Annotated in this window: 18 protein-coding genes; 10 read left to right on the top strand and 8 right to left on the bottom strand. The window is 63.3% G+C overall.

The window, feature by feature from the left end; translation table 11 throughout:
* Window positions 1–208: 208 nt before the first annotated feature.
* Both QQL28_RS25210 and QQL28_RS25205 read left to right on the top strand, forming a co-directional pair.
* Window positions 209–2,032 carry a PHA/PHB synthase family protein gene (locus tag QQL28_RS25210; protein WP_284269649.1) on the top strand — a complete coding sequence of 608 codons (1,824 nt, stop codon included), beginning with the start codon at window positions 209–211 and terminating at the stop codon, window positions 2,030–2,032.
* A gap of 65 nt (window positions 2,033–2,097) precedes the next feature.
* Complete coding sequence (locus tag QQL28_RS25205; RefSeq protein ID WP_284269647.1) at window positions 2,098–2,496, top strand: MAPEG family protein; 399 nt, start codon at window positions 2,098–2,100, stop codon at window positions 2,494–2,496.
* Between the two features lie 174 nt (window positions 2,497–2,670).
* On the opposite strand, the gene argC is transcribed toward QQL28_RS25205, so the two are convergent.
* The 4 genes from argC to QQL28_RS25185 form a co-directional block, all read right to left on the bottom strand.
* Complete coding sequence (gene argC, locus QQL28_RS25200; RefSeq protein ID WP_284269645.1) at window positions 2,671–3,654, bottom strand: N-acetyl-gamma-glutamyl-phosphate reductase; 984 nt, start codon at window positions 3,652–3,654, stop codon at window positions 2,671–2,673.
* Window positions 3,651–4,331, bottom strand: coding sequence for an FMN-binding negative transcriptional regulator (locus QQL28_RS25195; RefSeq protein ID WP_284269643.1), 681 nt, complete (start codon window positions 4,329–4,331; stop codon window positions 3,651–3,653). Before QQL28_RS25195 ends, argC begins: the two co-directional genes overlap by 4 nt.
* A 392-nt stretch (window positions 4,332–4,723) precedes the next feature.
* Window positions 4,724–5,023, bottom strand: coding sequence for a chorismate mutase (locus QQL28_RS25190; protein WP_284269642.1), 300 nt, complete (start codon window positions 5,021–5,023; stop codon window positions 4,724–4,726).
* 141 nt (window positions 5,024–5,164) lie between these two features.
* Window positions 5,165–5,695: a DedA family protein gene (locus QQL28_RS25185; RefSeq protein ID WP_284269640.1), complete on the bottom strand. Its 531-nt coding sequence runs from the start codon at window positions 5,693–5,695 to the stop codon at window positions 5,165–5,167.
* A 275-nt stretch (window positions 5,696–5,970) separates the two neighbouring features.
* Here QQL28_RS25185 and parE point away from each other — a divergent pair, with 275 nt between their 5' ends.
* The 6 genes from parE to QQL28_RS25155 all read left to right on the top strand — a co-directional run bounded on the left by parE (window position 5,971) and on the right by QQL28_RS25155 (window position 12,705).
* A complete protein-coding gene (parE, locus tag QQL28_RS25180) occupies window positions 5,971–8,016 on the top strand; it encodes a DNA topoisomerase IV subunit B (RefSeq protein ID WP_284269638.1) in 2,046 nt (681 codons plus the stop codon).
* 221 nt (window positions 8,017–8,237) lie between these two features.
* Window positions 8,238–9,002, top strand: a complete 765-nt coding sequence (locus QQL28_RS25175; protein WP_284269636.1) for an outer membrane protein — start codon at window positions 8,238–8,240, stop codon at window positions 9,000–9,002.
* Between the two features lie 246 nt (window positions 9,003–9,248).
* On the top strand, window positions 9,249–9,884 hold the full coding sequence (locus tag QQL28_RS25170; protein ID WP_284269634.1) for an outer membrane protein: 636 nt from the start codon (window positions 9,249–9,251) through the stop codon (window positions 9,882–9,884).
* A 583-nt stretch (window positions 9,885–10,467) separates the two neighbouring features.
* A complete protein-coding gene (locus QQL28_RS25165) occupies window positions 10,468–11,259 on the top strand; it encodes an outer membrane protein (RefSeq protein ID WP_284269632.1) in 792 nt (263 codons plus the stop codon).
* 332 nt (window positions 11,260–11,591) lie between these two features.
* Complete coding sequence (locus QQL28_RS25160) at window positions 11,592–11,777, top strand: hypothetical protein (RefSeq protein WP_254095324.1); 186 nt, start codon at window positions 11,592–11,594, stop codon at window positions 11,775–11,777.
* Between the two features lie 157 nt (window positions 11,778–11,934).
* On the top strand, window positions 11,935–12,705 hold the full coding sequence (locus tag QQL28_RS25155) for an SDR family NAD(P)-dependent oxidoreductase (protein WP_284269628.1): 771 nt from the start codon (window positions 11,935–11,937) through the stop codon (window positions 12,703–12,705).
* Window positions 12,706–12,777: 72 nt separating this feature from the next.
* On the opposite strand, the gene QQL28_RS25150 is transcribed toward QQL28_RS25155, so the two are convergent.
* From QQL28_RS25150 to QQL28_RS25135, 4 genes are all read right to left on the bottom strand, one after another.
* Entirely contained in the window at window positions 12,778–13,677 is a 900-nt protein-coding gene (locus QQL28_RS25150; protein ID WP_284269626.1) for an outer membrane protein, read from the bottom strand.
* Window positions 13,678–13,951: 274 nt separating this feature from the next.
* A complete protein-coding gene (locus QQL28_RS25145) occupies window positions 13,952–14,725 on the bottom strand; it encodes an outer membrane protein (protein WP_284269624.1) in 774 nt (257 codons plus the stop codon).
* A gap of 196 nt (window positions 14,726–14,921) precedes the next feature.
* Window positions 14,922–16,139, bottom strand: a complete 1,218-nt coding sequence (locus QQL28_RS25140) for an FAD-dependent oxidoreductase (RefSeq protein WP_284269622.1) — start codon at window positions 16,137–16,139, stop codon at window positions 14,922–14,924.
* Window positions 16,140–16,420: 281 nt separating this feature from the next.
* Complete coding sequence (locus tag QQL28_RS25135; protein WP_284269620.1) at window positions 16,421–17,944, bottom strand: caspase family protein; 1,524 nt, start codon at window positions 17,942–17,944, stop codon at window positions 16,421–16,423.
* A gap of 197 nt (window positions 17,945–18,141) precedes the next feature.
* Between QQL28_RS25135 and QQL28_RS25130 the strand changes: the two genes are divergently transcribed.
* Together QQL28_RS25130 and QQL28_RS25125 are read left to right on the top strand one after the other, a co-directional pair.
* Window positions 18,142–19,122 (top strand): helix-turn-helix domain-containing protein, encoded by a 981-nt coding sequence (locus tag QQL28_RS25130; protein ID WP_284269618.1) that lies wholly within the window; start codon window positions 18,142–18,144, stop codon window positions 19,120–19,122.
* A 280-nt stretch (window positions 19,123–19,402) separates the two neighbouring features.
* Window positions 19,403–20,911 (top strand): DEAD/DEAH box helicase, encoded by a 1,509-nt coding sequence (locus tag QQL28_RS25125; RefSeq protein WP_284269616.1) that lies wholly within the window; start codon window positions 19,403–19,405, stop codon window positions 20,909–20,911.
* The last annotated feature ends 73 nt before the right edge of the window (window positions 20,912–20,984 follow it).

Genomic DNA, 20,984 nt, shown 5'->3' with positions numbered 1-20,984 from the left:
TTACCCCAACAGCGTGCCTCAGCTCAAACCATTGCTGCCCCAATGGCGCGAGCCCACCACATCCAAGACCCCTGTCGCCGTTGGTGAACCCTGATTGTGACAGAACCAAGAACTATATCGCAGTGCAACACATGTTCGCGGGCGATTAACCCTGGATGGTGCGAGCTTCGCGGTGACGAATGCGGAATGAATCGTTACTGTTCTGTCCATGAGTATCGTCACGACCAATACCCCCAAGTCCGGGACAAACGCGTCCGAAACGAAGTTCGATGCGGAAGCTTTCGCGATGAACGTCGCGCGGGCCATGGAGAGCGGAGGCAAGGCGCTCGCCGCCTACCTCAAGCCGCGCGAAACCGGCGAGGTGCAGGACCGCCCGCCGCCCGAGCTTTCCGAAATGGTCAAGACCTTCACCAAGGTCGCCGAATACTGGCTGTCGGACAATGAGCGTTCCTCGGAGCTCCAGACGCGGCTCGCCAAGGACTATCTCGACCTCTGGGGCTCGGCGTCCCGCCGCATGGCCGGCGAGGACGTGCCGCCCGCGATCGCGCCCTCGCCGCGCGACAAGCGCTTCGCCGATCCGGAATGGAAATCGAACCAGTTCTTCGATTTCATGATGCAGCTCTATCTGCTCACCACCAAGCGCGCGCAGGAACTGGTGAACGACGCGGAAGGGCTCGATCCGCACACCCGCCGCAAGGCGGAGTTTTACGTGCAGCAGGTCACCAACGCGCTGTCGCCGTCGAATTTCGTGCTGACCAATCCGGAGGTGCTGCGCCAGACGGTCGCAAGCTCCGGCGACAACCTGGCGACGGGCCTGCAAATGCTGGCCGAGGACATCGCGGCCGGCAAGGGCATGCTGAAGATCCGCCAGTCCAATCCGGACAATCTCGAGCTGGGCGTCAACATGGCGAAGACGCCCGGCAAGGTGATCTACCAGAACGAGATGATGCAGCTCATCCAGTATGAGCCGACCACCGAGAAGGTGCTGCGCACGCCGCTCCTGATCGTGCCGCCCTGGATCAACAAGTTCTACATTCTCGATCTCAAGCCGGAAAAATCCTACATCAAATGGTGCGTCGATCAGGGCATCACGGTGTTCGTGATCTCCTGGGTCAATCCGGACAAGCGGCTCGGCAACAAGAGCTGGGAAGACTACATGAAGGAAGGCCCGCTCACGGCGATGGACGTGATCGAGCGGGCGACCGGCGAGATGAAGGTGCACACCGCCGGCTATTGCGTCGGCGGCACGATGCTCGCGACCACGCTGGCCTGGCTTGCCGAGAAGCGCCGCCAGCGTGTCGCTTCGGCGACGTTCTTCGCCGCGCAGGTCGACTTCACCCATGCCGGCGATCTCCTCGTGTTCGTCGACGAGGACCAGATCTCGGCGCTCGAGCACGACATGAAGGCCGCCGGCGTGCTCGAAGGCTCCAAGATGGCGATGGCATTCAACATGCTGCGCTCCAACGACCTGATCTGGTCCTATGTCGTCAGCAACTATCTGAAGGGCCAGCAACCGAGCGCGTTCGACCTGCTGCACTGGAATTCGGACGCAACCCGCATGACGGCGGCGAACCATTCCTACTACTTGCGCAACTGCTACCTGGAGAACCGGCTGTCGACGGGCAGCATGGTGCTCGACAACACGCTGCTCGATCTCTCCAAGGTCAAGGTGCCCGTCTACAACCTCGCCACCCGCGAGGACCACATCGCGCCGGCCGAATCCGTGCTGTACGGCTCGCAGTTCTTCGGCGGTCCGGTGAAATACGTGCTGTCGGGCTCGGGCCACATCGCGGGCGTCGTCAACCCGCCGGCCTCGAACAAGTACCAGTACTGGACCAACGACAACATCAAGGACGTCAACGTCGCGCAGTGGATGAAGGGCGCAGAGGAGCACAAGGGCTCGTGGTGGCCGGACTGGCGCGAATGGCTGGGTGGGCTCGATCCCGAGGAGGTCCCGGCACGCGCCGTCGGCAGCGCGGCGGTCCCGCCGATCGAGGACGCACCCGGCAGCTACGTCCGCGTTCGCGCATAGCGGAATCTCTCGCGCTTTTGTATAAGCTCCCTCTTCAGCACGGCGAATAAAATGGGGATCGGACTATGACGCGCGAATTGTTCTGGCTGACCTTGACGGTGATCCTGACCGGCATCCTCTGGATCCCCTACATCCTCAACCGCTGCCAGGTCCGCGGCCTCTCGGGCGCGATGGCCAACCCGTCCCGCAACGACAAGCCGCATGCCGAATGGGCGAACCGGCTGATGTTCGCGCATGACAATGCGGTCGAGAACCTCGTGATCTTCGCACCGCTGGTGCTGATCCTGAACGCAATCGACTACTCGAGCAAATGGACGGTGCTGGCCTGCGCCGTCTATTTCTGGGCCCGCGTCGCGCATCTGATCGTGTATTCGCTGGGACTTCCAGTGTTCCGCACCCTGGCCTTCACCGTTGGATTCCTTGCGCAGGCCGTACTGGCGCTGGCGATCTTCAAGGTGCTTTGAGGCGCTGCTCGCGGCCTCCTCATCCACAGCCGTCATCACCCGCGAAGCGGCTGATCCAGTATTCCAGAGACGGCGAAGCTAGGACCGAGAAGTCACGGCGTACTGTCATGCCCCGCTTTCCGCGGGGCATGACAGCGGATGTGGTAGCCCGGCCACGAGTTGGAGAAGCTTCCCCTACTCCTCCGGCAATCCCAGCATCAGCCGCATGTTCTGTACGGCAGCGCCGGACGCTCCCTTGCCGAGATTGTCGAGCCGCGCGACCAGCACCGCCTGGTGATACTTGTCGCTGGCGAAGACGTAGAGCTCGAGCATGTTGGTCTCGTTGAGCGCCTCCGGCTCGATCCGGCCGCTCTTGGTCGCCTCGTTCTGAAGCGGCATCACCGAGACGTATTTCGAGCCGGCGTAGCGCTTGGCAAGCGCGGCTTGCAGGTCCGCGCCGGTCGGCTTGCCCGGCAGCGTGTCGAGCTGGAGCGGCACCGAGACCAGCATGCCCTGCCGGTAGTTGCCGACCGAGGGAATGAAGATCGGCCGCCGCGTCAGGTTCGAATAGAGCTGCATCTCCGGCAGATGCTTGTGCTCGAAGCCGAGCCCGTAGAGCTCGAAGGACGATGCGCTGCCGTCTTCAAAGCTCGCGATCATCGACTTGCCGCCGCCGGAATAGCCGCTCACCGCGTTGACGGTGACGGGATAGTCTTGCGGCAACAGGCCGGCATCGACGATCGGCCGCAACAGCGCGATCGCGCCGGTCGGATAGCAGCCCGGGTTGGAGACCTTTTTCGCGGCCTTGATCTTGCCGGCCTGATCGGGCGTGAGCTCGGGAAAGCCGTAGGCCCAGTCGGGCGCGACGCGGTACGCAGTCGAGGCGTCCAGCACTTTCGGCCCCGATGCACCCATGGTGTCGACGAGCGCGACCGTCTCCTTGGCGGCGTCATCGGGCAGGCACAGGATGACGAGATCAACCTCCTCCATTAGCGCCTTCTTGGCCGCCGGATCCTTGCGCTTGTCGTCGGCAATCGTCTTCACCGCGACGTCGCCTTGCAGCTTGAGCCGCTCATTGATGCCGAGGCCGGTCGTGCCTGAGCCGCCGTCGACGAAGACGACCGGCTTCTTGGTGGCAGCGCCGACATTCGGGGCTTGTTTGGTCTCGGCGAGGCTCATGTCGCGCTCCTTTCGAGCTTGGTCGTGTCATCTGCAAAGGCTTGATCAGTGAAGATTTGCGGCCGGGTCTGCCGCATCAGTTGCGAAATCGCTTTCGCGTCGGCATCGCCATCGCCAAGCGCATTGGCGATCGCGGCATAGTCGGCTTCGGATTTGTGCTGGTTGAGCTTGAAGCTGCCTTCGACCTCTTCAACCGTCATGACCAGACCCACGATCGCCTTCTTCATCGCCTCGAGTCGCCCTGCCGTCATCTTCGCCGAGGTCCAGGGCTTCTTCGGCAGCAGCCAGTCCTCGAACTTGGCACTGAGCGTGTCGATCTGCACCGCGAGCTCCGCGTCCGACAAGACCCGCACCGGCCCGGTCAGATGCACCGACTGGTAGAGCCAGGTCGGCACCTGGTCCGGTGAGACGTACCAATCCGGCGATACATAGGCATCCGGGCCATTGATCGCGAGGAGCCACGACGTGGACCCGTCCGCAAGCTTTACCAGCGGATTGTGACGGGCAACATGAAAGGCCGCGTGCGGCGTGCCGTCATCGGCATAGGTCAGATAGAACGGCAGTGAGGACGCGACCGGCTTTTTGCCGTCGAAGGCGCACATGGTCGCAAAGCCGCGCTCATCCGCGAATTTGAGGCTCGCGGCGCGGTCCTGCTTGAAGAGGGGTGGCGTGTACATCGTGGTCTCCTGCTGGGGCTCCTTGTGGGGGCCGCCGGATCAGATCGCGCTGACAGGAGAGAGAATGCCGCGGATCGGGTCCAGCGGCAAAGACGATGATCTCAAACGCGATCGACCGCCCAAACCGCTAAAATGCGGCGGCGGCGACGGGCGAACAGAATGGTCGCGGCGTTGATCATGGCGCGCGGCTATAAAGCCGGTCGGTTCTCCGGTCAAGCCAAAACTGCGGCGACAAGGTTGCCAATAGGTGGCCGCGCAACCCAGGCTAAATTGGAGGTTGCGACGAAATTTCCCTGAGGCGACGGTCCCGAGAACGACGGATGCCAAGCGCATCAAACCCATGCGTTCGACGACGTGCTGCAAGGCTTGAGGACGGCTAACCGCAATATTCTCTACGGCGTTTGCCGAGCTTCGTTGTGGTGCCTTATGACCTCCTCGATAATGAACTTGAGGAACTTCTCCGCAAAAGCTGAATCCAGATTGGCGGCATCGGCAAGTCGCCGAAGTCTGGATATCTGCTCTGCCTCCCTGCCTGGATCTGCCGCCGGTAAGCCGCTCGTTGCCTTGAGCTCTCCAACCAGACGGGTGCATTTAAAGCGCTCCGCGAGCATGTAGATCAAAGCTGCGTCAATGTTATCGATACTCTGACGCAGCCTGATAAGAGCCTCCGGTAGATCTGCTCTGTCGCTCATCCGGCATTTACTCCCTCGGACCATAGCGTAGACGATCAAAATCTCGCGCCACAACTTCTGGATTCCCCGATGCGCAATTGCGCATCTGAGGCTCGCTCGCTTTCCGCGAGCGCCCCGGAATGACGGCGGAGAGATTGCGCCTCATACCAGGCGCCAGATCCATTCCATGATCCGCGCCATCACATCGCCGAACAACAGCAACGCCGCCGCCCATACCAGCGCCGAGATGAAATTGGCGGCCTGAAAGCTCCAATACGGCATCTCGAAAATGCCTGCGGCAAGCGGCACTGAGGCGCGCAAGGGGCCGAAGAAGCGGCCGATGAAGATGCTCGGCACGCCCCAGCTCCTGACGAACGCCTCGCCGCGCGGCAAGATCTCCGGGTAGCGCGACAACGGCCACATCTGCGCGACCTGCTCCTTGTAGCGGAACCCGAACCAGTAGGAGACCCAGTCGCCGAGCGCAGCGCCGATCGCTCCCGCAATCCAGACTGGGTAGAAGCTGATGCCGCTCACCCCGATCAGGGCGCCGATCGCAACCAGTGCGCCCCAAGCCGGGATCAGAAGCGAGATGAAGGCGAGCGATTCACCGAACGCCAAAAGGAACACGATCGGTGCTGCCCAGATCTGGTGAACACGCACGAATTCGGTCAGTGCGTGCGCAAACTGCTCCATACTCAAAAATGCCTTCCCCGCCCCGCCGCGCGTCCTTGATCGTGAAAAGGACTGGTAAGCCAACGCCTTGCGTGACATCAAGTCACAAAGACCGGCTCGGTACGGGCCACGATGTCAAATTGCCGGGAACAAAGGGCCGGGGCGGCGTAAAATCGCCGGGATTGGCTCGCAACGACACCGGCGACCGGTCCAACGGTCACTTTTTCAGGCCAGCCGTGGCATAGTCGGCCTAACCGATTCGCCGCCTTCGCGGCCCTCAAAACGCATCAAGATATATGTCCAAGCAGTTGAAAACCAAAGCAAAAGACGACCTGTTCGGCGCCAATGAGCCAAAGCCCCGCGCACCCGCCAAGGCGGCGTCGCGTGCGGGCGGCGGCGAGGCCGACTACACCGCGGCCGACATCGAGGTGCTGGAGGGTCTGGAACCGGTCCGGCGCCGGCCCGGCATGTATATCGGCGGCACCGACGAGAAGGCGCTGCATCACCTCTTCGCCGAAGTCATCGACAACTCGATGGACGAGGCGCTGGCCGGGCACGCGACCTTCATCGGGGTCGATTTGAGCGCGGACGGTTTTCTCACCGTCACCGACAACGGTCGCGGCATCCCGGTCGATCCTCATCCGAAGTTTCCGAAGAAGTCGGCGCTCGAAGTCATCATGTGCACGCTGCATTCGGGCGGCAAGTTCGACAGCAAGGTCTATGAGACCTCGGGCGGTCTGCACGGCGTCGGTATCTCCGTCGTCAACGCCCTCTCCTCCCTTCTCGAGGTCGAAGTCGCGCGCAGTCAGAAACTCTATCGCATGACGTTCGAGCGCGGGCACCCGAAGGGCAAGCTCGAGGATCTCGGCAAGATCAACAACCGCCGCGGCACGCGCGTGCGCTTCAAGCCGGACACCGACATCTTCGGCGCCAAGGCCGCGTTCAAGCCGCAGCGTCTGTTCAAGATGACGCGCTCGAAGGCGTATCTGTTTGGCGGCGTCGAGATCCGCTGGAATTGCGCGCCCGAGCTCTTGAAGGGCGTCGAGGACGTGCCGGCGGAAGCGACGTTCCACTTCCCAGGCGGGTTGAAGGATTATCTCGCCGCCGCAATCCACGCCGACACGCTGGTGCATCCCGATATCTTCTCCGGCAAGTCAGGCCGCAACGGCGCGCACGGCGCCTGTGAGTGGGCTGTGGCATGGACTGCGGACGCCGACGGCTTCCTGTCCTCTTACACCAACACCGTGCCGACGCCCGATGGCGGCACGCACGAATCCGGCTTGCGCAGCGCGCTGTTGCGCGGCCTGAAGGATCACGCCGAGCGCGTCGGCCAGGGCAAGCGCGCGGCCTCCGTCACCTCGGAAGACGTGATGGTGGGCGCGGCCGTGATGCTCTCGGTGTTCGTGCGCGAGCCTGAATTCCAGGGCCAGACCAAGGATCGTCTCGCCACCGCCGAAGCGCAGCGCATCGTCGAGCAGGCGATGAAGGACCCGTTCGATCACTGGCTCTCCGGCAATCCGAACCAGGCCAACAGGCTGCTCGACTTCGTGATTGATCGCGCCGAGGAACGCCTGCGCCGCCGTCAGGAGAAAGAGACCGCGCGCAAGACGGCCGGCAAGAAGCTGCGCCTGCCCGGCAAGCTTGCCGACTGCACCGAGCCCGGCACCGCAGGCTCCGAACTCTTCATCGTCGAGGGCGACTCGGCCGGCGGCAGCGCCAAGCAGGCGCGCGATCGGGCCACACAGGCGATCCTGCCGCTGCGTGGCAAGATCCTCAACGTCGCCTCCGCCGGCAAGGACAAGCTGATGGCAAACGCCCAGCTCTCGGATCTTGTGCAAGCGATTGGCTGCGGCATGCTCGCAAGCTATCGCGAGGAAGACCTTCGCTATCAGCGCATCATCATCATGACGGACGCCGACGTCGACGGCGCCCATATCGCATCGTTGCTGATCACCTTCTTCTATCAGCAGATGCGGCCGCTAATCGACCAGGGCCACCTCTTCCTCGCGGTGCCACCGCTCTACAAGCTCACTCACGGCACCAAGTCCGTCTACGCCCGCGACGACGCGCACAAGGAAGCGCTAATCAAGAGCGAGTTCAACGCCAACGCCAAGGTCGAGGTGAGCCGCTTCAAAGGCCTTGGCGAGATGATGCCGGCGCAGCTCAAGGAAACCACCATGGACCCGGCACGGCGGACGCTCCTCAAGGTGGTCCTGCTTGCCGACGACCGCGACACCACGGCCGATTCGGTCGAACGGCTGATGGGCACGAAGGCGGAGGCACGATTTGCCTTCATTTCGGACAAGGCCGAATTCGCCAGCGAGGACATGCTGGACGTGTGAGTCCAGCTTCCATCTCTCAAATCATTGATATTACAATAGTATTTTTCTCGACCGGAGGGCGCAGCCGAAGTGTGTCCTCCGTACAACTGCGGAGGCTTTTCCGGCTGTTGTGTCCGCCCCGCAACAGCTTTTTCGCAACAAGCCGCTATAGTTCGGGCATCAGATTTGACTTGGAACGGCGCTCGCGCCTCGTACGCAGACCAAAGTTGGGGATTTGGATAATGAAAAAGATTGCACTCGCTCTGACGGCGGTCGTTGCGATGACCGGTGCGGCCTCCGCGGCTGACCTGGCTGCGCGGCCCTACACCAAGGCTCCGGTGGTTGCGGCCCCGATCACCAGCTGGACCGGCTGCTATCTCGGCGGCGGCGGCGGCGCCGCGATGACCAACAACGACAGCAACCTCTACGATCCCGTGGCCGGCGTTGCTCTCACCAGCAATGTCACCACTGGCGCGCGGGGTTGGTTCGGCACCGTTCAGGGTGGCTGCGATTACCAGTTTCAGAACTGGGTGGTCGGCGCCTTCGCCGATTACGACTTCATGGACGTCCATGGCGATACGGCGCTCTTCCCCGGCCTCAGCGGCCAGCAGAAGCAGGACTGGCAGTGGGCCGTCGGCGGCCGCGTCGGCTACCTCATTCTGCCGCAGCTCCTGACCTACGTCTCGGGCGGCTATACCCAGGCGCACTGGAAGGATACGACCCTGAACGCCTTGGGCTTCGGTCCCGTCCTCACCTCGCCCGGCTTCACCAAGAGCGGCTGGTTCATCGGCACCGGCGACGAATACGCTCTGACGACCTTCCTGCCCGGCCTGTTCTGGAAGACCGAGTATCGTTACTCCGAGTTCGACCGGCAGAACGGACCGATCAACGACACTGCCGGAGTTTTCACCGGCATCAACTCGACCCAGAAGCTCCGCGAGCACAGCGTGCGCAGCGAGCTGGTCTACCGCTTCAACTGGGGCGGTCCGCTGGTCGCCAAGTACTGATCTGAAATTCGACATCGACTTCGAAAGCCCCGGCATCGTCCGGGGCTTTTTCGTTGTGGCCTCCCCCCGTCAGCAGGGGTCGCCCCGCGCTGCCGCCCAAGTCTTGATCCGTCGTTTCAGGACGTGAAGTCGTGTTGCGTGTGTGTCCGCATAGCAACAGCATTTTCCCGGGAACCCGCTATAAGCAACCCATCGGTTGAATCGTTTGGGGCACTCGCGCTCCTTGGCTAGGGGTTGGAATTCGAAATGAAGAAGTTTGTGCTTGCTTTCACGGCGATCGTGGCAGTTACGGGCGCGGCCTCGGCGGCTGACCTGGGCGCGCGGACCTACACCAAGGCGCCGGTTGCAGCTCCGGTCGCGAACTGGACCGGCTGCTACGTCGGTGCCGGCGGCGGCGGCGCGATGACCAATAACGACCACAACGACACCTTCCCCGCGGGCTTTGTCCCTCCGGGCGGCCCGAACACCACAGGCGGTGCGCGCGGCTGGTTCGGCACCGTTCAAGGTGGCTGCGATTATCAGTTTGCCGGCACCAACTGGCTGGTTGGCGGCTTCGCGGATGCCGATTTCATGGACGTAAGGGGCGACTTGGGTGTCGGCGGGAGCATCCCACCGCTCTCGACCGGTAGCCAGAAGCAGGACTGGCAGTGGGCCGCCGGCCTGCGCGTTGGCTACCTCGTCCTTCCGCAATTGCTGACCTATGTGTCGGGTGGTTACACCCAGGCGCATTGGAAGGACACCACCTTGACGTCGTTCCGGGGCACGTCGGTAACCTTGCCTGGCGCAACCAGGGGCCGGCTGGTTCATCGGCACCGGCGACGAATACGCCCTCACCGGCTTCCTGCCCGGCCTGTTCTGGAAGACCGAGTATCGCTACTCTGAATTCGACCGCGTCAACTCGAACATCGACTATACGAATTTCGGTGGCCCGACGACCGGCTTCGGCGTGACCCAGAAATTCCGCGAGCACAGCGTGCGCAGCGAGCTGGTCTACCGCTTCAACTGGGCCGGCCCGGTCGTCGCGAAGTACTGATCTGATCTCGATACGAGAGTCTCAAAAGCCCCGGCATCGTCCGGGGCTTTTTCGTTGTGGGGCTGCTTGGCACAGACGGTGAGTCGGCGCACATCGACCGTCTACCTTTCCAACTCGGCTACCCAATCGCTCTCCAGCATGCGTGTCGATCGTCGATCGCCAATGCCTCGGCGCGGCAAGACGTGGTTTTACGCGCCGGGGTGTTGCTAAACGCTCGGTTCGATTGGCGTTGGCGGCACTGGAGGGTGCTGAATCGGCAACACCTGTGCGCAATACTCCACTGAGTTCGCCACAGACCAATCGAACGTCGCCACAGAACAAGACGACAAGATGCGCGGCGATTATTCCCGATCTTGCGCCGAACACGCCGGCCGCACGTTTTGGGACGCGAATCTGCTCGCGTTAGGGCTTGGAGAGGGGTTGGAGATTGGCATGAAGAAATACCTGTTTGCACTCACGGCAGTGGCCGCAATGATTGGCTCCGCCTCGGCGGCTGACTTGGGGGCACGGCCCTACACCAAGGCGCCGGTGGCTGCTGCTCCGGTCGCCAACTGGACCGGCTGCTACATCGGTGGTGGCGGCGGCGGCGGCCTGCTCAACCAAAACACCCGTGAGTTCACCTTGGCAGGAGCTGCTGACTCCGCCGTCTGGGCAAACTCAGGTGGAAAGGGTTGGTTCGGGACTGTCGGTGGCGGTTGTGATTACCAGTTCGCGCTTGGCAACTGGAATATGGTCGTCGGAGCGTTGGCCGACTATGACTTTTCCGATATTCACGGCACGCGCAACGCCTCGATCGGAACTTGGCCGTACTTCGGGGAGGAGAAGCTTGACCAATCCTGGTCCGTTGGCGGCCGCTTCGGCTGGCTGGTGACGCCGAACCTGCTGACCTACTTCAGTGGCGGTTATACTCAGGCACATTTCACTGGCTACAACCTCACCCGGAATGTCGTTCCGACCCCGGCACCATTCTTTGGTGTGAACTCGCGCTGGCGGGACGGCTGGTTCATCGGCAGCGGTGTCGAATATGACCTGGGCTGGATTCCGGGCCTGAAGTGGAACACCGAATATCGGCTATCGGAGTTCAACACCGAGCGCGACACGTACTACGTGTATGGCACGACCACTCCGGCTGGATACACCGACTCTCACAAATATGTTCAGACGATCCGAAGCACGCTGGTCTACCAGTTTAACTGGGGTGGCCCGGTGGTCGCGAAGTACTGATCCGGTCATCATACGAGGTTCAAAGCCCCGGCACTGCCCGGGGCTTTTTTCTTTCGGCATTCGATTCCGCACGCTTGCGTTCGGCGCCTCGCAGGCATCCTCGAGCTGCGTCTCGATCGCGCCGAAACGGCATGCGTGATCACCTCGCGCGTCGCGATATGACATCGCCTCGCCCGACGCCCGATTGATAGACCCCCTCTTCTCGTCACTCCGTCAGCCCGGCGGCCATTGTCTGCGCACCAAAGCTACGGCTAGTCTGGCTCCAAGGTTTTCGCGACCGCCGGCATCGTCGATGCTGCAGCGCGACAGAAGCAGGCCGATCGGAGGGACGCATGCGCAGATTTCTGCTGACCGCAGGCCTGTTGGCGACTGCCCTCGGCCTGATCTGGATCGGACAGGGCACGGGCACGTTTCCGTGGCCGAGATCGAGCTTCATGGTCAACCAGCTGCAATGGGCCGGCTATGGCGCGGCCATGGCCGGGTTCGGGCTGGTCCTGATCTGGGAAAGCAGCCAGTAGAGCATGATCCGGAAAAGTGTGGAGCGGTTTTCCCTCCCAACAAACGCGGAACGCGATTGCGCGGAGATCATGCTCAAACAACAACCTAAAGCGCGATGACGATTCATCCCAATCTCATCGCTTTAGAAGAAACCCAACAAGAAAAGGACATCACAGCATGACATCCAGCCGGTTCGATCTCCGCGGCAAGGTCGCGATCGTCACGGGAGGCAATGGCGGCATCGGGCTCGGCATGGCCCGGGGGCTTGCCGATGCCGGCGCCGACATCGCCGTGGTCGGTCGCAACGAAGCAAAGTCGAAAGCGGCGGTCGAGGATCTCCGCCAGCGCGGCGTCAGGGCGATCGCGGTCGCGACCGACGTCACCGACAAGGCCGCGGTGGAGGCGATGGTCGCGCGTGTCGCGAAGGAGTTCGGCCGCATCGACGTCCTCGTCAACAATGCCGGCATGAGCATCCGCAAGCCGCCACACGAGCTCGAACTCGAGGAATGGAACAAGGTGATCGACACCAACCTCACCAGCGCCTTCGTGTGCTCGAAGGCGGCCTATCCCGCGCTGAAGGCGTCGGGCCGCGGCAAGGTGATCAATATCGGCTCGATGATGTCGATCTTCGGCGCGAGCTTCGCGCCGGCCTATGCGGCCAGCAAGGGCGGCATCGTGCAGTTCACGCGCGCCTGCGCCAATGCCTGGGCGGCGGACAACATCCAGGTCAACGCCATCCTGCCCGGCTGGATCGACACCGATCTCACCCGCGGCGCTCGTCAGCAGGTGACAGGACTCCATGAGCGCGTACTCGCCCGCACACCCGCGGGGCGCTGGGGCCACATAGACGACTTCGCCGGCATCGCGGTGTTTCTCGCCTCACCCGGATCCGATTTCGTCACGGGCACCGCGATTCCCGTCGATGGGGGCTTTTCGGTGATGGGCTGAGACCGCGCCGGGTATGAAAAAAGCCCCAGCCATGGCTGGGGCTTTTCCAAGAGAGCCTCGATCAATCCGGCATCAGTATCTCGCGACCACCGGACCACCAAAGTGGTAGTTGATCTTGACCCGCGCCACCTGCTCGCGGTCGTCAAATCGGGCGGTGCTCGCATTGAAGAAGAACCCGGTGCCCGCCGGCAGTGTCAGCGTTGTCCTGCCAAGGTCGACATAAAGGTATTCGGCCCCGACCGACCAGTTCCTCGCGAATAGCCACTCGACGCCCGCACCCACGGTCCAACCAACCCGCGTTGTGTCGTCGCTGACCGTGCGACATGTTCCCGAGGGAGCCACTGGACAAGCCACACCTGGAGCAAGAACTTCCGTCATCGAGTGCTTCACATCACCAACGGCGAGACCGCCGGTTGCGTATAGCAACCAGTTGCCGCCGGTGTAGCCGATACGGCCACGGAAAGTCCCGAGGGGACCCTGCTCAGACCTGAAGTAGGCGGTGTCCGCGGCAACACTGCCCATGGGAGCTCCGGCCGCGGGGTTGGCCCCGAAACGGACGAATGAATGCTGGATGAGTTGTTGCCAGGCACCATCGCCCTCGACACCGAAGACCCAGCTACCGGTCTGCCAATTGTAACCAATCTGCGCGCCGCCGATGAAGCTGCTTGGACGCGAGCAGTCGGTCGAGAGATCGAAGGGATTGGCGCCCACGAGAACAGGGGCAGCTACGCCTGCGGGCGCACCACAAGACGTGAAGGTATTGCCGGGCGTCGTGAACGGCATATCGTAGGTGAGCTGGTTGTCCGACCACGCACCGCCGAGATTGCCACCGACATAGAAGCCGGTCCATGTCCAGACTTCCGGGATCGGTATCGGCGGCGCCTTGACGGCCATGTCTGCCGCCGAAGCGGTTCCGACGATCCCTGCGGTAAAGAGTGATGCTGCGAGCGCCCAGCCCAACCTGTGCTTCATATTAATCCCCGTGCAAAATACTTGATGAAAGAACAGTTCCAATTCCGCGAAAAAGATACCCTGCGGGACATGCGCAAACGAGTTGGAACCCGGAACACAGGCTCATCCTGTTCCGCTTTTCCCGACGACGTTGCAGGCCGGCAACATTTGGAAATGAAACAGCGGTAAAATGTGATGCATAGGTCAACATCACAGACGCACATTGCGTCCTTGCCCCACGAAAAAAGCCCAGGCTGACGCCGGGGCTTCGCGTTTCGTCTGGAGAGACTGAGTCTCAGTAGCGCGCGATGACCGGCGCGTCGAACTTGTAGCTTGCGCGCACCACCGCCCACTGAATGTCGCGCGGCTTGGCGTCGAAGGTGTAAGTTCCCGCGGCCGTGCCGGCGAGCTGATAGGTCTGGCTCGTGAAGGCGGCGTAGTTGTACTCGACACCGACGATCCAGTTGCGGGTGATGCCGTACTCCCAGCCGGCGCCGACGGTCCAGCCGCTGGCCCAGTGGGTCTGGCCACCCGAGCCGGTGAACGGCGCAACGGCGTCGGACACGGACAGGCGATTGTTCGCGCCGGCATAGCCGCCCTTGATGTAGAACAGGTTGTTCTGCACGGCGTAGCCGGCACGACCGACGATCGTTGCCAGCACGTTGGTGCGCCAGCTGAACACGTCGTCACCGGCGCCGAACGCCGTGTTCACGACGGTGCCGTGGTTGTCGAGCCCGGCGATCGTGCCTTCGAGGCCGAACACGTAGTTGCTGGCCTGCCAGTTGTAGCCGATCTGCGCGCCGCCGATCAGGCCCGAGCCGCGCTGGCGATAGCCCTCGCCCGGCGCGAGGTCGCCGAACACAGTGGTGTTCGCGCTGTTGATGAACTGCTGATTGGTCCAGGCGCCACCGATGTGCCCGCCGACATAGAACCCCGTCCAGTTGAAGAGCGGCTCGATATAGGCCGGAGCCTTCGTGTAGGGCCGCGCGGCGAGATCGGCGGCGGAAACGTGACCTGCTGCGACGAGCGCGCTGGTGCAGGTGAAGGCGGCAATCAACTTGGAACGCATGGTACAACCCCTTTTCCTCGGATGGGGCGCACGCTCACAGACAGTTCTTACTAAAATTGGAATCAACGAAGTTAAGCAGCGCGATTGGCTTTCGCGCGCCTCGAATCCGATTGTGCTGTTGCACACGCGCAACGCGCATGATGCGACTTAACGCGCCATTATCCCTACCGAACCGTTGCACATCGAAGCAGCGCGATCACGATGCGCGAGCGACTGGCGAATGCACGTGCTCGGGCCGTACACCGATCGCGATGAAGCGCGCGGGAATTTTCTGGAGCCACGGCAGTGCCGTGACCAGGCGCACGATCAGCGGAGCCTTCATGGGCTGATTGCCGGGTCTGAGCGCACCGCTGATGATGTTGTTCTGCACGACGATCTGCATCCGCTGCGTCATCTTCACCGGAAACTCGCGCCGGCGACGCACGCTATCGAGCTCTTCCTCGGACGGACAGCCGTTCCGGATCTTCTCGGCGAGCAGATTGGCGGTCGCGACCGCATCCTGGACCGCGAGATTGACGCCGACGCCGCCGACCGGCGACATCGCATGCGCGGCATCCCCGATGCAGAGCAGGCCCGGCTGCGTCCAGCGCATCATGCGGTTGATCGCGACGGTGAGCAGCTTGACGTCGTCCCAGCTCTTCACGTCGGAGATGCCGGATGACAGGATCGGCGCCATACGGACGACGTCGTCCAGCAGCGCCTGCAGCCCCCTCGCCTTCACCGCCTCATATTGTCCCTTGGCGATGACATAGGCGCATTGCCAGTACTCGCCGCGATCGAAGGTGACCATCATCTTGCCGGGCTCGACGCGTGCGAACACGTTCTCGGTCTCGTTCGGCCGCCGTCCGGCGCGAAACCACAACACGTCCATCGGCGCGCCGATCTCCTCGACCGCAAGGCCCGCGCGCTGGCGCACCGTCGAATGACGGCCGTCGCAGGCGACGGTCAGATCCGCCCCGATGTCGATCGGCCCCTCCGGCGTCGTCGCGCGCACGCCGGCGATCGTCTCGCCGCGTCGGATCAGGTCGGTTGCCTCCGTGCTCATCATCACCCTGAGCGAGGGAAAGCGCTGGCCGCTCTCACGCAGGAAATTCAAGAAATCCCATTGCGGCATGAAGGCGATGAAGGGGTATTTGGTGTCGAGCCGGCGGAGATCAGCAACGCGCACCGGCGCGCCGCCGAACATGCCATCCAGCGTCTGCAAGCGCTGATGCGGCAGCTTTAAAAAGCCGTCGATCAGGCCGAGTTCGTCCATAACCTGGAGCGTCGAGGGATGCACGGTGTCGCCGCGAAAATCGCGGAAGAAGTCCGCGTGCTTCTCCAGCACCACGACATCGATGCCGGCGCGCCCCAGGAGATAACCGAGCATCATCCCGGCCGGCCCGCCGCCGACGATGCAGCAGCGGACTTTCATGGAGCGCGCTGCGTGTTGATCCGATGTGGCTGTGTCCATGACCCGGCTCTCACTGCACGTCGATCCGCAACGAGGATTGTAGCGCCAGCCTATGTCCGTGGCATAATCGAATTGGTGCGAACTCGACCGTCATGCCCCGCGAAAGCGGGGCATCCAGTATTCCAGAGGCGTGGAGGTTACGACAACCGCCGCGGCGTACTGGATCGCCCGGTCGAGCCGGGCGATGACGACTGAGTATGAGGCTGCAATGCGAAGTCTCAGCCGATCATCGAGCACCAAACTCAATTATTACTGCGGTTCGCCGAGCGAAAACTCTTGATCTCCGACACGCTGCCGTCGCGATAGGTCAGTTCCACCGACACGACCTGCGTTGACGGCGCGAGCTTCATGTAGAGCGGCATGCCGGCGGAGATCGCGGTCGGATCGCGCATGTCGCAAGGAGGCATCTTCAGGACCTGGTTGGGGACTGCAGTGTCGATGCCGATGCGCACCTCGCGGATGGCGCAGCGGTAGGACACGAGGTGCGTGTAATAGACCAGTAGCCCGTTGAACTCGCGGAACGACAGCCAGCTCGTCGCGGTCATGTCGAGGATCTTGCGCTGGTCGCGGAGCAGTGCGGGCTCGGGATCGAACTTGATCGGGAACGGGCCCTGCATGTCGCCGGAGGCATCGACGTAGCGGACCTCGATGGTGCCGGCCTGCGCATCCGGCGGCAGCTCGATCGACGGGTTCGGCAGCCGCTTGCGGGTGCGCGGGTCGAGCGTGTCGATGAAGCCTGTCTCGCGGAAGTCGCCGTTGCCCGCCATTCGCCAGGAGATGCCGAGGGTGGGATCAGCGAAGGAGAACGTCACGCTCCAGCCGCTGTTGTGGCGCGAGAAGCTCGCGATCGGCGCGTTGGTGGCGTCCTCCTTCGGCACGCGCGGCACCGAGACCGGCGGCAGCGCCGCGACCTTCTGAGGGGGCGGATCGGCCGGCCGCGCCGCGGCATCGGCCGCAGCCTTGGCCGCGCCGCTCAGGAAGACGTCGTCGACCATCTGGTCGAAATAGACCGGCACCTGCTTGTGCTTGACGGTGTCGGCCATTTCGCTGACCGCCCGTCGCGTGTGCTGCGCGACCTGCACGAGGTTCATGCCGGGCTGGAGGAGCTCCTTGGAGAAGGTTCGCGTGAACACCGAATTGGGATTGGCGTCATCATTCGACAGACGATCGAGCGCGGTCTGGCGCGGGCCGGCGGAGAACACCGAGAACACGCCCTCCGGCAATTGCGTCATCGGGGCGAGCCCGCCGCCGCCGGCAACCGCGCGCGTGCCGCTCCGTTCGAACGGATTGTTGCGGCAGGCGTCGAACACCAGGATCGAGGTGCGGGCCTTCTTGTTCTGGAGGCGCTCGATGATGCGGTCGGCAAGGATGGAGGAATCGCGCACCAGCTCTTCCTGGCCTTCGGTCGCCGCCGGCACGTCGGTCGGCAGCAGATAGTTCTGGCCCGCGATCTCGAAACCGTGGCCGGCATAGAAGAAGAACGCGGTGTCGCCGGGCTCGATCGCCCTGTCGAAGGCGAGCAGCGTCTCGGTGAACTGCTGGCGATTCTGGTTCTCGGCCACCATCACGGAGAAGCCGAGCTGCTTGAGCGTATCGCCCATGGTGCGGGCGTCGTTGACGGCCTTGAGCAGTTTTGGAACATTCCGGTAGTCGTTGTTGCCGACCACGAGCGCGACGCGCTTTTCGGCATGTGCGGGCACCGTGAGCGCCGTCAGACTGGCGGCGATGCAAAGGGCCGCCAAAACCGAGAGAAGCCTGCGCGTCATCGAAAATCCCCCGTTTGCAGGAAGGTTGCCTGGAACTCCTGCGGCCGCTGATGTCATAGTCGGCTGAGCCATGGCAGGGGTTCAACAGGCCCAGGAACGCTGCCACGGAATGGCCGATGAGCCATCTGTCCTATGGCAGGCAACACCGGAATCTGCTTCTTCTTAACTTCTAGTGCCTGTCTACCCAAGGATCTTCCGTGTATCGCTGGTGCACCGACGAGGTCGAGCCGCAGGACCGCTTCGACTATTGGCGAGAGGTGCGCGCCAAGGGGCTGTTCGGCGTCACCGCGGAACTCGCGCGGGAGCATCGCGCGGATTTCTCCGGCGAGTTCTCGCTCCGGCGGGTCGGCGGCGCCGGCCTCGTCGAGCTCAAGGCCTCGCCCTACCAGGTCGAGCGCAGCAAGGCCGACATTGCGGACGCGGCCAGTGACAGCATCTGCGTCTACCAGCAACTCGGCGGCGGCGGCTGGTTCGGCGGCATGCGCAGCAACGACGACTTTGCGATCGAAAATGGCAGGTTTGCCACCAGCCATACCGACCTGCCCTACCGCACTGTACCGCTCGGCGCTGCCGGGTTCCACCTGAGGATCCTGAAGATCCCCGTGGCCGGCATCCCCGGGCAGGACAGGCGTGTTCGCGACCTCACGGCGAAGCCGTTCGACGACCCCGCGCTGGCCCCTCTGCTGGATGCCGCCTTTGCCGAGCTCGGCGAACTGGCCGGCGAGCACGGGGCTGCACACGCCAAGCCGCTGGTGGAGGCGCTGGCCTGTCTCGCCTTGATCGAGCGCGGCATCGTCAGGCCCGGGGGCCGCCGCGGACAATACGCGCTGCGGGTTGGCCGCCTCTCGCTGGCGCGCCGCCTGATCGCCCGCCATTTGAACGATCCCCGATTGTCCCCGGCGATGGTCGCCGACTGGCTCGGCGTGTCCCTGCGTCACCTCCACATGCTGTTCGAAATGGCGGAGAAGAGCTTCTCCCAGACCGTGACCGAGCAACGCCTGGCGCAAAGCCGCCGCCTCTTGCGCGAGGCGCCGGAGCGGCTGATTGCCGACGTCGCCACCGCCTGCGGCTTCGAAAGCCTTGCGACCTATTACCGGGTCTTCAACGCAGCCTACGGGCTGCCGCCGGGCGATTTCCGGGCCCAGGAAGCTGCGGCGGACAAGGTTACCGGAGGCTGACCCCGGACGGCCGGGGGAAGAAAAACCCGAGCCAAGCCCGCAATTTGAGCAAAAACGCTAGGTTTTTAAGAGCCTTCCCGCGCCTGCTGCATTGACTTTGGTCGATTCCCCCCTATGTTCCGGGGCGACGCGGCTCGGTATCGAAACGCGATTCCTGAGCTTGGCGCTTTGTTCGCGTAAGTCAGCACCCCCAGCTTCTCTGAGAGCGCGCCGTTTCGGGGTGGAACGCGACAGCCTTAATTACCCTCGATTCCGAACGGCGGTTTCGACTAGAGGCTCAATGTCCTTTTCAAATCTCGGACTATCCGAAAAAGTCCTCGCCGCAGTGGCGGCCACCGGTTACACCAACCCCACCCCCATTCAGGAACAGGCGATCCCCCACGTCCTCGCACGCAAGGACGTGCTCGGCATCGCCCAGACCGGCACCGGCAAGACCGCGGCCTTCGTGCTGCCGATGCTCACCATCCTCGAAAAGGGTCGCGCCCGGGCACGCATGCCGCGCACCCTGATCCTCGAGCCGACCCGAGAGCTCGCAGCCCAGGTCAAGGAGAACTTCGACCGCTACGGCGCCGGGCAGAAGCTCAACGTAGCGCTCCTGATCGGCGGCGTCTCCTTCGGCGACCAGGATGCCAAGCTGATGCGCGGCGTCGACGTGCTGATCGCGACCCCCGGCCGATTGCTCGACCATACCGAGCGCGGCGGTCTCCTGCTTACCGGCGTCGAGCTGCTCGTCATCGACGAAGCCGACCGCATGCTGGACATGGGCTTCATTCCCGACATCGAGCGCATCTGCAAGCTCGTCCCCTTCACGCGGCAGACGCTGTTCTTCACCGCGACGATGCCGCCGGAGATCCGGCGCATCACCGAGGCCTTCTTGCACAATCCGCAGAAGGTCGAGGTGTCCAAGCCCGCCACCACCGCCGTTACCGTCACGCAGTCCCAGGTCCCCGCCGGACGCGAGGCGCATGAGAAGCGCGAGCTGCTTCGCCGCCTGTTGCGCGAGGCCAAGGATCTCAAGAACGCGATCATCTTCTGCAATCGCAAGCGCGAGGTCGCGATCGTTCACAAATCGCTCCAGAAGCACGGCTTCAGCGTCGGTGCGTTGCACGGCGACATGGACCAACCGGCCCGCATGGCGGCGCTGGATCAGTTCCGCAAAGGCGAGCTGCCGCTGCTGGTCGCCTCCGACGTCGCCGCCCGCGGCCTCGATATCCCCGAGGTCAGCCACGTCTTCAATTTCGACGTCCCCCATCATCCCGACGATTACGTTCACCGCATCGGCCGTACGGGGCGCGCCGGCCGCACCGGTACCGCGATCTCGATCGTGACGCCGCTCGACCAGAAGTCGATGGCCGCGATCGAAAAGCTGATCGGCCAGAACATTCCGCGCGCCGAAGGCGAGTTCGAGGTCCACAGCGAGTCCGCCGAGCCAGGCGAGCGTTCGCGCGAGCCGCGTGGCCGGGAGCGGTCCCGCGGCGGGCGCGCTAAGTCGCGCCGCGGTCATGAGCAGCGTGGTGACTCGCGACACGCCTCGGACGCAAGGCCAGCAGCGGAAGCCAGGCCCGCACGCGAGCCAAAGCCTTCACGCGAGCCGAAGCCTGCGCGCGAAGCAAGGCACGCCGCCGAGCCTCGTCACGGCTCGCGCCAGCAGGCCAATACGTCGCATGTGCCTTCGATCGGCCGGCCCGAGCCGCGCCGTCCGCAACGCGAGGCCGACAGCGAGCCCGGCGATCATTCGCATCTTCCGGCGTTCCTGTTGCGACCCGTCCGCTCCCCCGCCGGCGCCTGAGGCGCGCTGCGCTTCAGGTCATTTGAGGATGATCTTCGCACAAAGGCGTTACGCGTTTGTCGCGACGGAAAAC

The organism is Bradyrhizobium iriomotense (genome assembly GCF_030160715.1).
GTDB classification, from domain to species: domain Bacteria; phylum Pseudomonadota; class Alphaproteobacteria; order Rhizobiales; family Xanthobacteraceae; genus Bradyrhizobium; species Bradyrhizobium iriomotense.
The sequence above is the reverse complement of the archived record's forward strand: the minus strand, read 5'-3'. Positions and strand labels throughout refer to the sequence as shown.